Source organism: Mycobacterium sp. P4_H6 (assembly GCF_056400845.1).
In genome coordinates this window covers 75,169-87,684 of the sequence record NZ_JBFUKN010000011.1, presented here as the reverse complement: position 1 = coordinate 87,684, position 12,516 = coordinate 75,169, and the positions used below count along the sequence as shown (strand labels likewise).

Below are 12,516 nucleotides of genomic sequence, written 5' to 3'. Positions count from 1 at the left end.
CGCGGCCCGCAGCCTCTAGCGTGGACGGATGACCTCGGTAGGCACATCGGCACCGTCCACGTCGACGTGGGCACCGCTGCGATCGCCGGTCTACCGCGCGCTGTGGATCGCGCAGCTGGTGTCCAATCTCGGTACCTGGATGCAGACCGTCGGGGCGCAGTGGATGCTCGTCGGCGACCCGCGCGCGGCGGTGCTGGTGCCACTGGTGCAGACCGCGACGACGCTGCCGGTGATGCTGCTCGCGTTGCCGTCGGGCGTGCTGGCCGACCTCATCGACCGGCGGCGTCTGCTCATCGCCACCCAGGGCGCGATGGCCGCCGGGGTGGGTCTGCTCGCCTCGTTGACCGGCGCCGGGCTGACGACTCCGGCGGTGCTGCTGATGTTGCTGTTCGTGATCGGCTGCGGGCAGGCGCTCGTCGCGCCGGCCTGGCAGGCGATCCAGCCGGATCTTGTTCCCGCCCAGCAGATCCCGGCCGCCGCCGCGCTGGGGAGCATGAGCATCAACTTGGCCCGCGCCATCGGGCCTGCCATCGCCGGTGTGCTGGTGTCGCTGTCGGGCCCGACCCTCGTCTTCGGGCTGAACGCGGTGTCGTTCGTAGGGATCGTGGTCGTGCTCGTCATGTGGCGACCCGCCTCGGTGGAACGCAGCGAACCGCCCGAGCGGGCGCTGGCGGCGCTCAGTGCGGGTGGACGCTTCATCCGCAGCTCACCGATCGTGCGACGGATCCTGCTGCGGGCGGCGCTGTTCATCGCTCCCGCCAGCGCACTGTGGGGGCTGCTTCCGGTGATCGCCAGCAGCCGCCTCGGCCTGTCGTCGTCGGGCTACGGTGTGCTGCTCGGCGCGCTGGGAGCCGGTGCGGTGCTCGGCGCCTTCCTGTTGTCGCGGTTGCGGTCCCGATTCGGCCAGAACGTGCTGCTGACCACCGCCGCGGCGGGTTTCGCGGTGGCCACCGTGGTGCTGGCTCTGGTGCCCAACTTCTCCATCGTGCTGGCAGCACTGTTGGTGGGCGGCGCCTCCTGGTTGCTGTCGCTGTCGACGCTGAACGCGTCCATGCAGCTGAGTCTGCCGGGCTGGGTACGGGCCCGCGGGCTGTCCGTCTATCAGCTGGTCTTCATGGGCGGGCAGGCGGTGGGGTCGCTGGTGTGGGGGCTGGTCGCGGCCGGCACCACCAGCGTGACGAGCTTGTTGATCAGCGCGGGTTTTCTGCTGGTGTGCGGACTGTCCTCACTGTGGTGGCCGCTGCACGCCAAGACCGGCGACCTCGACCTGACCCCGTCCTCGCACTGGCCCGAGCCCAACCTGGTCTTCGATCCCGCCCCGCTCGACGGACCCGTCCTGGTGATCACCGCATACCGCGTCACGCCGGAGGACGAGCAGCACTTCCTCGCCGCGATGGACGTCATGGGCCGCTCCCGGCAGCGCACCGGGGCCTCGCAGTGGCGGCTGTTCCGCAGCGTCGAACACGAAGCGACGTTTGTGGAGACGTTCATCGTGCGGTCCTGGGGTGAACACATGCACCAGCACCACACCCGGCTCACCGGCCAGGACCTGCTCATCGAACAGGCCGTGGAGCGCTACACCGACGGTGTCCCGGTGTCCGAGCACTATCTCGCGGTGCGCAACCCCTAGCCCTGAGCCTCCACGGACACCGGCTGCCATTCCCGCCACGTCGCCAGCCGCTGCGCGTAGTCGGCCTCGGCCAGCTGCAGCGGGATCTCCCCGAAGAACACCCGCAGCGGCGGCTTCTCGGCGTCCACGATCTTGAGCACTGCGGCGGCCGACGCCTGCGGGTCGCCCGACTTCGCGGTGCGCTTGGCACGGGCCTCCTGCGCCTCTTTGTGGGCTTCGGCATAGTCCGGCAGCGGCTCGGCCCGCTTGGCCGAGGACCCGGCCCAGTCGGTGTCGAAACCGCCCGGCTCGATCAGCGTGACGTGGACGTTGAAACCGGCGACCTCCTGGGCCAGCGACTGCGAGAAACCCTCCAGCGCCCACTTCGAGGCGTGGTAGATGCCGACGTTCTGGAACGCGGTGATGCCGCCGATCGAGGACACCTGGATGATGTGCCCGCTGCGCTGGGCCCGAAGGAACGGCAGCGCAGCCTGGGTCACCCACAGCGCGCCGAACACGTTCGTCTCGATCTGGTCGCGCGCCTCGGCCTCCGTGAGCTCCTCGATGAACCCGAATTGCCCGTACCCGGCGTTGTTGACCACGACATCGAGCCGGCCGAAGTGCTCGTGGGCGGCCTTGACCGCGGCGAAGTCGGCCTCCCGGTCGGTGACGTCGAGTTGTAGCGGCAGGATCGCCGCGCCGTATTTGGTGACCAGGTCGTCCAGCGACGCGGTATCGCGGGCGGTGGCGGCCACCTTGTCGCCGCGCTCCAGGGCCGCGATGGCCCATTCCCGGCCGAAGCCACGTGATGTGCCGGTGATGAACCAGACCTTCTCAGCCATATCGGTGCCTTTCGTTCGCGGAGCTCTCCAGCGGTACCAACGTCATCACGGAATCCCCATTCCCGGAACCCCGAGACTCACAGGTAGTTTTAAAGCGATGAGCAGGGCATCGCTGGAGAAGGACCCACATGAGGTCGCGTCGATGTTCGACGCCGTGGCCCGCCGTTACGACATCACCAACACGGTGATGTCGCTCGGGCAGGACCGGTACTGGCGCCGTCAGACGCGTGCGGCACTGGCCATCGGGCCGGGGGAGCGGGTGCTGGACCTGGCGGCCGGCACCGCCGTGTCGACGGTCGAGCTGGCGAGTTCGGGTGCCTGGTGTGTGGCGGCGGACTTCTCGGTCGGCATGCTGTCCGCCGGTGCGGCCCGCAGTGTGCCCAAGGTGGCCGGCGACGCCACCAAGCTGCCGTTCGCCGACGGCGTGTTCGACGCGGTGACCATCAGCTTCGGGCTGCGCAACGTGGTCGACCATGTGGCGGGTCTGCGGGAGATGGCGCGGGTGACGCGCCCCGGCGGCCGACTGGTGGTGTGCGAGTTCTCCACGCCGACCAACGGGCTGTTCGCCACCGCGTACAAGGAATACCTGATGCAGGCGCTGCCCATGATGGCGCGCACGGTATCGAGCAACCCGGACGCCTATGTGTATCTGGCCGAGTCGATCCGGGCCTGGCCCACGCAGTCCGAACTCGCCGACCGTATCCGCGACGCCGGCTGGGAAGCCGTGCGCTGGCGCAATCTGACCGGTGGGATCGTCGCGCTGCACGCAGCCGTCAAGCCGGTCTAGCCGCGGAGCCGAGCCATGAGCGTCCCCGTCCTGGCCCTTGCCGGCTTCCTCGGCGCCGGTAAGACGACGCTGCTCAACCACCTGCTGCGTAACACCCGCGGCGTGCGAATCGGGGCGCTGGTCAACGACTTCGGTGCGGTGAACATCGACGCCATGTTCGTGGCCGGGCAGGTCGACGCGATGGCCTCGCTGTCCAACGGGTGCATCTGTTGCGCGGTGGACGCCTCCGAGGCCGCCGAGATGCTGGGCCGGCTCGCCGCGGTGCGGCCCGCGCTGGACCTGATCGTGGTCGAGGCCAGCGGTATCGCCGAGCCGCCGGTGTTGGCGCGCACGATCGCCACCGCCGGGGACGACCGGTTCCATTACGCCGGACTGGTGTTGGTGGTCGACGCCGCCCAACCGGCCGAGCTGGGACACGGGGTGCGGGTGGCCGACCTGGTGGTGCTGAACAAGGCATCCGACGGTGATGCCGATGCGGTGGCGGCTGAGGTCCGCGCCGCGAACCCGCGAGTCCCGCTGGTGTACACCGACTTTGCGCGGGTGGATCCAGCCTTGCTGATCGACGCGCCGGTGAGGCGTCGGGAGCGCCCGACCCAGCTCTCCCTGGATGAACTGCTCCTCGAGGACGATCATCATCACGAGCACCCGGAATATCAGAGTGTGGAGTTCAGCGCCGATGCGCCGGTGAACCCACGCCGCTTTCTGGCTTTTCTGCAGGACCGGCCCGTCGGGCTCTATCGCGCAAAGGGTTTCGTGGATTTCGGCGACGGCGGCCGGTACTCTGTTCAGCTCGTCGGCACGTCGCTGCGCTTCGAGAAGCGCCGCGGGACGGGGCGGGGGACCACGCTGGTGCTCATCGGCACCGGCATCAACGAAGTGGCGGTGTCGTCCGCGCTCGAAGACTGCACCCGCGAACCGGCCGATGCGAACGCGATGCTCGGCGTGCACAAGTACCTGGTGTAGCCGGCCGGGTATTCTGGCCGCTCACCCCATCTCGGAGGAGCTGTGCGTGTTCAAGGTCAATGAGTACTTCGGCGGCGACGTCGCGTCGATCGCCTTCGCGACCGCGGAAGGACCGGCCACCGTCGGTGTCATGGCCGTCGGCGAGTTCGAGTTCGGGACATCGCGGCTGGAGATCATGAGCGTGGTGTCCGGCGCGCTGACCGTGCGGCTGCCAGGTCAGGACGCGTGGCAAACCTTTGCGGCGGGAACCCAATTCACGGTGCCCGCGGACAGCACGTTCACGGTGCGCGCGGAGGTTGAGACGGCCTATCTGTGCGAGTACCGCTGACGCGGCTCAGGCAGCCATGCGGGCCCCGGCGGAGGCGCACAGCGCGTTGACGTGCGCGACCGCATGCGCGATGTGGTTCACCCCGGGCACCGCGTCGGTCGTGTCATAGCTGACGTGCGGTCCGGTACCGGTGGCGACGAACTGAAGCGCCAGCACCGCCGCCTCGATGGCGTCGAACGGCGTGACGCCCTCGACCGAGTCCGACGGCAACTTCGCGATGGCGGGATTGTTCAGCAGTTGGCCCGCCAGACCGGCGGAGGGGCCCAGCGCGGCCAGCCCGCCGAGTCCGGCCAGCGGACCGAGCAGATCGACCAGCAGTTGCACCACGCCCCGGGCGATCGACTCGACCATGGGCAACGGGGTGGGCGCGAGGCCGATGTCCACGCCCATCGAATAGAAGTTCCGGATGATCTGGCCCGCCCCGTTGAGCGGGGTGGCGGAGTAGAGGTCGATGCCGACCGCCCGATTCTTCGGTCCGTTCGCCGCGTAGCGCCATCGCGGGTCGGGGGTGGCGATACGGACCGGACTGATGCCCGCACCGCCCGGGTCGGGTGCGCCGCCGCCGGTGACCTTCTCCGGACGCATCGGGTCGCCGAAGCTGAAACCGCCGATGAAATCCCCGAATCGGTGCTCCAGCACACCTCCGGGCAGCAGTTCCAGGTAGATCTCGCCGGCGCACTGGGCGCCCTGACTGTAGCCCCCGAGCCCGAACGTCTGGTTCGGATGGGCATTGATCCAGTCGATCGCCCAGCGCTTGCCGGTCGCCACGCTCTGCCGGTAACTCGGGGCGTTGGCATCGGGACCGCCGACCGGCCCGAACGACCATGGTGACTGGACGGGCACCTCGAACACCAGATCGGGGTCGGCGTTCTGCACGACCCACGAGCTGTAGCCCGTGCCGGGCGGCGCCCAGGTACCTGAACAGGTCAACCATGCGTGCCGGATCCGGCGCACGCCGCGGATATCGGCAAGCAGGTCCCCGAAATCGGTCATCGCGGTGCGCGTTTCGCCGGCGCTTTGGCCGGCGCTTTCTTCGCGGCCTTGGCGGCGGGCCGCTTGCGCGGCGGCCGGGGGGTGTGCCCGTTGGTGTGACCGTTGGTGGCGGCCGGCACCTCGGTGTCGGCGAAGGCGCTGGTGGACAGATCGTTGGAGGCCCGCCACTGAATGGCGAACTCCATCAGTTCCAGCAGGACATCACCGGAATCGCGTTCGATGCCGTCGGAAAACGTGTGGCGCCAGGCGATCTGTTCGTTGATCGGCACGATCTGCTCGAAGGCGTCGGTATGCCCGGCGTGATCGGTGCCATCGGGCTGCCGACGCATCCACGGGCCCCGATCGGCGTCGTTGACGATCTCGTTGAAATCGCGCGGATGCCGCGAGTAGGCGTACCGCCAGGCGAACGGCCATCCGTTCGCCGCGGTCCCCGTGGTGGCATTGCGGATCTCTTCTGCATCGGCCATGGTGATGTCTCCTGTCTGAGTTGTCAAAGCAGTTAGTGGGGAACCTATTTCGCGGCAGCGTTGCCACCGGAGCTTGCGGTCTTCCAGGCCGTTGAGCCCGCCGTTGATGGCTCGGGTGACACCTTCGAGATCGTTGGCGTCACACATGGCGTTGATCTGCGGACGTGCCACCGTCCAGTACCAGATCGCCCCCAGGAAGCTGAACTTGTCGGTCCCCAGCTGTTCGGGAGAGTCCACGAAGAATGTCGGGCTGGGCACCAGGCCGCGACTGTGGGCCCACTGCGACACCTTGGTGTAGTTGTGCCGGCCGGTGACCTGGATCGGGCCGCGGCCCTTGAAMCGGCGGCCGTCCCCGGGCTGGGTGTTCCCGAGATCGGCGCGGCCCTCGTAGGCGCTGCCATCGGCGATCTCTTCCATGAACTTCAGGCCGCCGGATTCGTGCCCGATCTGGGCCAGCCACATGGTGATTCGCTCCGGGGTGTTGCACCCACACTCCTGCAGTGCCTGTGTCACGGCGGGTAGCAGAGCGCGGTAGCGGTCGAACGAGATGCTGCCGCCCATCGCACGCATCAGGTTCTCCGCAACCTGATCGCTCGGCGCGTTCGGTGCGATCGGATTGACGTCGATATCGGCGTAGCAGTAGCCCTTGGGCGGGATCAGCGTGGCCGCCTGATCGAAGCTGATCCAGTAGTTGAAGGGTTTGAACCCGCTGTCGGCGATCCACAACGCACGTGCGCCGGGGGTGTCGTCGTAGCCCATGCACGCGACATAGTGGAAAACGGTGCCGCCGCGGTACGCAGGTGACGTCGTGCCCTTGACGGCGCGCGGGTAGTTCGATGGTGGTGCCACCCAGTTCATCACCACGCCGAATCCGCTGTTGATCGAGGCCACCACATCGGACCACAACCGGTCTTTCTGCTGTGGGGTCGGCGGGTCATCCGTCATGTTGACCGAGGTGTACCGGGCATCGCAGACCTTCTTGTCGAGCACCCGCTCGATCAGGCCGATGAAGTCGGTACCCGCTGTGGTGGTGCCGATCTCGCGTGCCAGATCGGCCTCGGCCAGCCGGACACCCCGGGAGTCGAGCACGACCTGAGTCGATGCCGGTCCACACCAGAACGGTGTCTCCTGCACGACGATCGTCCGGTCATACGGCAACAGTTTTTCGGTCATCACAACCCCGTTCATTCCGGTTCACCCGTGCGGTACTGCGATCGTCATCCACGCCGCAACGGGGGATATGCGTAGAGCCGTACTCGATTCTGCCGCCGGCGCGTACGTGCCGATCTGCGAAGTGAGTACCGCTCTACCCGGATCGGCGTCCCCACCGACTCCTACCGTGGGCCCATCGGCTCGTCGAAGGAGCAGGGATGAAGAACATCGTGATCTGTCTCGATGGCACGTCCAACGAGGTGAAGGCCAGGGCTGTCACCAACATCTTCAAGATCGTGGAAATGCTGCAGCTCGCCGACCCCGACCGCCAGCAGGTGTACTACGACCCCGGTGTCGGCACGCTCGCTGCGCCGGGGTCCTGGAGCGCGCTGGGCAGGAAGCTCTCGGTACTCGGAGGTCTGGCCCTCGGGCACGGCATCCGGGAGAACATGGCCGAGGCCTACACCTACCTCATGCGCACCTGGGAACCCGGGGATCAGATCTTCATCTTCGGGTTCAGCCGCGGTGCGTACACGGCGCGCGCGTTGTGCGGTCTGCTCCGGTCGGTGGGGCTGCTGCGGCCCGGTTCGGAGAACCTCGTGCCGTACGCCGTTCGCGTCTACGCCCGAAATCCCGGGGATTCCAACCTTTCCGGTCCTGAGGGGTGGGACCGGATCGACCGCTTCGCCACGACGCTGAGCCTGCCCACTCCCGGTGAAACCGTGTCCTGTCCGGTCCGCTATCTCGGTCTGTTCGACACCGTCAAGGCCACCAGCTTCGTCGGCCCGGACTTCAGGTGGCCGTGGACGCGCCAGCTGATCAACGTCGAGACGGTGCGACACGCGGTGTCCATCGACGAGCAACGCCGGCCTTACCAGCCCTATCTCCTGAAGTTCCCGCCCGAAGGCCAACGGTTCCCGCAGATGGAAGAGGTCTGGTTCGCCGGTATCCATTCCGATGTCGGTGGCGGATTTCCCGATAACCCGGCACTGGGCGACATTTCGATGCGCTGGGTACTGGACGGGGCGATCACCGCGGGACTGCGTGTCCGCAATGACGAGTACGCCGGGAGATACACCCTGTCCGGGGAGCATGCCTCGGCGCCGGTCAGCCGGATGGAATGGCGCGGGCGCCTCGCGGGCACCCCGCCGATCGGCAGCAGGCGCATCGTCCCCGCCGGTGCCGTCGTGCACGGAAGCGTCGCCGTCCGGCGCGACGGCGACCCTCGGTACGGTCCGAACCTGCCCGCGGATGCGCTGTTCCTCGACCGCGACGACTGGGTCGGTGAGCCCGGCACTCCCTTGGCCGGGGTGATGTCATGGTGAGCCCGGACTACTGCACCGTCACGATCGTGGTGCAGGACCCGACCGTCGAACGCGACGGCAAGGTTCTCACCGCCGAGGTGCAGATCCCCCGGGAGGAACTCATCGACGGCCCGATGGGGTCCGCACTCTACGTGGTGGATTACGACGCCACCTCCCGCCGGATGTACCGGGCGGCGCCGACGAAAGACGGTCCACCGCACTGGCAGAAGCGCGACGAGATTCTGGCCGATCCGGTGTTCCACGCGTGGAACGTGTACGCGATCGTCACCAGAACCTTGCGGCGGTTCGAGTCGGCGCTGGGACGGCGGGTGCGGTGGGGCATCCGCGGTCACCAACTCAAGGTGGTACCGCACGCTTTCGAGGACGCGAATGCGTTCTACTCACCCGAGGCCGAGGCGCTGTTGTTCGGCTACATCCGCCGCGGACCCAGTGCCTCGAACACCTACCTGTGTCTGTCGCACGACGTCGTCGCCCACGAGGCGACGCACGCGCTGCTCGACGGTCTGCGTGGCAGCTTCATCTCGCCGTCGTCACCGGATCAGGCGGCCTTTCACGAGGCCTTCGCCGACATCGTCGCGCTGCTGTCGGTGTTCTCGTTGAAGGAGGCCGTGGAGTATCTGGTGGACCCGCGCAACGAAAACGAGTTCGTCGACAAGTCCGTGTTCAACCCGGAGCGGCTTGCCGAGACGGACTTGTTCGGGCTCGGTGAGAGCCTGACCCACGTGAATGCACTGCGGCGTTCGGTGGGCATCGCGCCGACGCCCGGACTGCTCGACGAGCCCGGCTTTCACGAGGTCCATCGGCGGGGCGAGATCCTGGTCGGTGCCGTGATGCGCACCCTTCTGGTGGCGTGGGAAAGGCGCATGGAGGATCTTTTTCCCGGCGAGGACACCCTGATTCCGCGCAGAATTCTCGTCGAACAGGGCGCCGACATCGCCGATCTGCTGCTGACCATGAGTGTCCGCGCCATCGACTACACACCACCCATCCACATCACCTTTGCCCATTTCCTGAGGGCGATGCTGACCGCCGACCGCGAGGTCCGCGCGGATGACAGCCGCTACAACCTGCGGAGCACCCTGCGCGAGCAGATGGCCGGGTTCGGCATCGCCGGCACCACCCAGGATGGGGATGGTTGCTGGTGTCCGCCGAAACGCAAGGATGGCTTGCAGCGCAACGGGGTTCACTTCTCTGCGTTGCAGAGCGATGACACCGAGATGTTCCGGCACATCTGGGGCAACCGCGGCAACCTGCACCTCAATCCACACGCCTTCACCCGTATCTCCAGTGTGCGCCCGTGCGTCAGGAGCGCACCGGATGACGGCTTTCACGTCCGCGAAACTGTCGTCGAGTGCACGCAGTACCTCAAGATCGCGGCCGGCGAACTGCCCGCCTACGGGTTGGCCCCGCTGGAGAAGCTCGACCCCGACACCCAGATCGAGCTTCGCGGGGGATCCACGCTGATCCTCGACGAATACGGCGACCTGAAGTTCGAGATCTCCGACAAACTGCCCAGCCTGCAAGGGATCGAGCCGGACGCCGACGCGGACGCCGACGCCGACGCGGACGCCGAAGCCGATCGCGAGCGCATCCAGCGGTGGAACCGCCGGATCGCCTACCTCTATGAGTCCAGAAGCCTCACCGACGGGCCGCGCACTGCCCATGCACTGGCGCTGCGGCACCGTGACCGCAACGCGGCCGAGAATCCGGAGGCTGCCGCCGCAGAGATCGTGCGGCGGGCCCGGGGAGCGCGAGAGGAGTGGTGATGCGCAGTATCAAGAGGGCGGGGATCCGGGCCTACAACGTGGGATTCGGTGATTGCGTGCTGTTGTGGGTCGATTACGACGATGCGGTCCGCCGCGCGGTCCTCATCGATTTCGGATCCACCGAGTTGCCGGGCGACTTTCCCAAGGATCACATGGACCGCATCGCCGAGGACATCCGCGATGTGGTGCTCGGACGCACCGCGAACGCGGATGGCTCGATCACCCGGGGCCGTCTGCAGATGGTCGTCGCCACCCATCGCCACGCCGACCACATCAGCGGATTCGGCCGCGCAAAGGCGGGATCCATCATCAGGGATCTGAACCCGCGCAGGGTCGTGCAGCCGTGGACCGAGGATCCGTTGCTGCCCACCGATGCCAAGGCGCCGCTCATGGACCGGCAAATGGTCGGCACGATGGGCGATATGCAGCTGTTCGCCGCCGGTGTGACGGCTGCATCCGCGAAGATGAATGCGCTGCAACGATTCCCTGACGGTGTCGGCGACCGTCTGCAGTTCCTCGGTGAGAAGAACATCTCCAACCGGGAGGCCGTCGACTGTCTGCAGACGATGGCTGCCGACGGCCGGGGACGCTACGTCAAGTACGGCGACGACCTCACCGACCAGCGACTGCTGCCCGACGTGACCATCAAGGTCCTCGGGCCGCCCACGCTGGCCGCCGCGCCGTCCCTGGCACGGCAGGCGCAGATCAACAATGAATTCTGGCACCTCGCGTCGAACTGGTCCCGAGCCGCTCAGGATGGGGACGCGACGTGCGACGACCTGTCGCCGCTGTTCGAGACGGCGACCGAAGCCGTGCCGCAGGCCGCACGCTGGCTGACGCCGCGCATCGACCGCGCGCATGCCGACAACATGCTCTCGCTGCTGCGGACCTTGGACTCGTCGCTGAACAACACCAGCGTGATCCTGCAGATCCGGATCGGCGAATCACTGCTCGTGTTCCCCGGTGACGCCCAGATCGAGAACTGGAGTTGGGTGTTGTTCGACGCCGATGAGAACACCGGCAATGCCCGGTTGCTCCACGATCTCGCGAACACCAACATCTACAAGGTGGGCCACCACGGAAGTCTGAACGCCACACCGAAAAGTCTGTGGGAGAAGTTCATTCACCGCGGGGCGGAGGATTCCACCGCGAATCGGCGACTGATCACGCTGCTGTCGACCCTGGACGGCCGGCACGGCAGCCGCGAGGACAACACCGAGGTGCCCCGGCAGGCTCTGGTGCGGGCGCTCAAAGCGGAGTCGAATCTGTTCAGCACCGAGTTGCACAAGACACCGTGGTGGACCGATATCGAGGTGCCGATCTAGATCAGGGCCTTCTTGCGCCGGATCCGGCGCCGCACATCACCCATCAGTATCTGGCTGGCGCCCTGGCGGATGAAACGCGGCAGGAACCGGTTGACGAACGAGACGAACACGAACAGGTTCTCGAAGCGGCGCCGGTCGGCGTCCGACCAGTGCAGACCCATGGCGTCACGGAACACCGGCGCCAGCGACCCGATGGTCAGGAACTTCAGCAGCGGGCCGAAAGTTACCCGCAGCGGCCACCGGATCATCTTCAGATCCACCAGGGCCATCAGGTATTCGCGGATGTGATCGTCGATCACCACTCGCTCGCAGGCGGTGTTCCAGTACACGTCGAAATCGGCCCGGGTGGCCGGCCATTGGTCCGCGGTGACCTGCAAGGTGGTGCCGAGCGGCTGTGCGGTCCGGTAGAACTGTTCGGCCTGCTCGTCGGTCATCACACCGTGCAGCAACTCGAAGGTGTCCTCGAACCCGATGAACAGGCAGGCCGCCACCCACATCTGCAGTTCACGGTTGAAGGCGTTGTAGCGCACCGGGCTGGTGTCGGTGGAGAGCACCTGGCGATGCGCGCCGTTGACCGCCTCGCGGTAGGCGGCGCGTTCCTCCTCGGTGCCCAGAATGGCGACGGCGAGGTACTGGGTCGTGGTGCGCGCCCGTTTCCACGGATGCTCCATCAGGCTGCCGGATCTCACCCGGCTTTCGGCCACCCCGTAGCCGACCTCCGGCCAGGACAGCTGCATGACCACGTTGGCGGCGGCGCCGGCGAAGGACCAGAAGTCCAAGGCGTCCTCGATGGCGACATCGCCGTGGTACCAGCGCGGTGTTCGCTGCTCGATGGTGATGCGGGTGTCGGCGTTGGTCAGTCGTGGGGATGATCCGAAATCGAGGTAGCGCGCCGGCATCGCGACAATCTCCTCCCTGGGCGAGCGAAGCGACGCGAAAGCCTTGGGCTGATCAGCAAC

General features: G+C 67.1%; 11 protein-coding genes. 7 read left to right on the top strand and 4 right to left on the bottom strand.

All coding sequences use genetic code 11. From position 1 onward, the window contains the following. The first annotated feature begins 28 nt into the window (after positions 1 to 28). The gene (locus AC1DTF_RS06995; RefSeq protein ID WP_057166453.1) at positions 29 to 1,630 is read left to right on the top strand and encodes an MFS transporter; all 1,602 of its coding nucleotides are present in this window, start codon (positions 29 to 31) and stop codon (positions 1,628 to 1,630) included. Here the strand turns inward: AC1DTF_RS06995 and AC1DTF_RS06990 are convergent. Beyond that, positions 1,627 to 2,451 carry an SDR family oxidoreductase gene (locus AC1DTF_RS06990; RefSeq protein WP_057166454.1) on the bottom strand — a complete coding sequence of 275 codons (825 nt, stop codon included), beginning with the start codon at positions 2,449 to 2,451 and terminating at the stop codon, positions 1,627 to 1,629. The two genes, AC1DTF_RS06995 and AC1DTF_RS06990, sit on opposite strands and share 4 nt — an antisense overlap. 97 nt (positions 2,452 to 2,548) lie before the next feature. Here AC1DTF_RS06990 and AC1DTF_RS06985 point away from each other — a divergent pair, with 97 nt between their 5' ends. Genes AC1DTF_RS06985 through ppnP form a run of 3 tightly spaced genes read left to right on the top strand, consistent with a single transcriptional unit; the run spans position 2,549 to position 4,529 of the window. Continuing rightward, on the top strand, positions 2,549 to 3,238 hold the full coding sequence (locus AC1DTF_RS06985; RefSeq protein ID WP_057166455.1) for a demethylmenaquinone methyltransferase: 690 nt from the start codon (positions 2,549 to 2,551) through the stop codon (positions 3,236 to 3,238). A gap of 15 nt (positions 3,239 to 3,253) precedes the next feature. Next, positions 3,254 to 4,201, top strand: coding sequence for a CobW family GTP-binding protein (locus tag AC1DTF_RS06980; RefSeq protein WP_477473548.1), 948 nt, complete (start codon positions 3,254 to 3,256; stop codon positions 4,199 to 4,201). Between the two features lie 46 nt (positions 4,202 to 4,247). Further along, the gene (gene ppnP / locus AC1DTF_RS06975) at positions 4,248 to 4,529 is read left to right on the top strand and encodes a pyrimidine/purine nucleoside phosphorylase (protein ID WP_477473547.1); all 282 of its coding nucleotides are present in this window, start codon (positions 4,248 to 4,250) and stop codon (positions 4,527 to 4,529) included. 6 nt (positions 4,530 to 4,535) lie between these two features. Here ppnP and AC1DTF_RS06970 read toward each other — a convergent pair whose 3' ends face one another. Further along, entirely contained in the window at positions 4,536 to 5,522 is a 987-nt protein-coding gene (locus tag AC1DTF_RS06970; protein ID WP_477473546.1) for a hypothetical protein, read from the bottom strand. Next, positions 5,519 to 7,162, bottom strand: a complete 1,644-nt coding sequence (locus AC1DTF_RS06965; protein ID WP_477473545.1) for a C39 family peptidase — start codon at positions 7,160 to 7,162, stop codon at positions 5,519 to 5,521. Before AC1DTF_RS06965 ends, AC1DTF_RS06970 begins: the two co-directional genes overlap by 4 nt. 197 nt (positions 7,163 to 7,359) lie before the next feature. On the opposite strand from AC1DTF_RS06965, the gene AC1DTF_RS06960 reads away from it, so the two are divergent. Genes AC1DTF_RS06960 through AC1DTF_RS06950 form a run of 3 tightly spaced genes read left to right on the top strand, consistent with a single transcriptional unit; the run spans position 7,360 to position 11,557 of the window. Next, complete coding sequence (locus AC1DTF_RS06960; protein WP_057166460.1) at positions 7,360 to 8,466, top strand: DUF2235 domain-containing protein; 1,107 nt, start codon at positions 7,360 to 7,362, stop codon at positions 8,464 to 8,466. Further along, complete coding sequence (locus AC1DTF_RS06955) at positions 8,460 to 10,232, top strand: hypothetical protein (protein WP_477473544.1); 1,773 nt, start codon at positions 8,460 to 8,462, stop codon at positions 10,230 to 10,232. The genes AC1DTF_RS06960 and AC1DTF_RS06955 overlap by 7 nt, the downstream gene beginning before the upstream one ends. Further along, positions 10,232 to 11,557: an MBL fold metallo-hydrolase gene (locus AC1DTF_RS06950; protein ID WP_477473543.1), complete on the top strand. Its 1,326-nt coding sequence runs from the start codon at positions 10,232 to 10,234 to the stop codon at positions 11,555 to 11,557. The genes AC1DTF_RS06955 and AC1DTF_RS06950 overlap by 1 nt, the downstream gene beginning before the upstream one ends. Here AC1DTF_RS06950 and AC1DTF_RS06945 read toward each other — a convergent pair. Next, a complete protein-coding gene (locus AC1DTF_RS06945) occupies positions 11,554 to 12,456 on the bottom strand; it encodes an oxygenase MpaB family protein (protein WP_477473542.1) in 903 nt (300 codons plus the stop codon). The genes AC1DTF_RS06950 and AC1DTF_RS06945 overlap by 4 nt on opposite strands. Between the last annotated feature and the right edge of the window lie 60 nt (positions 12,457 to 12,516).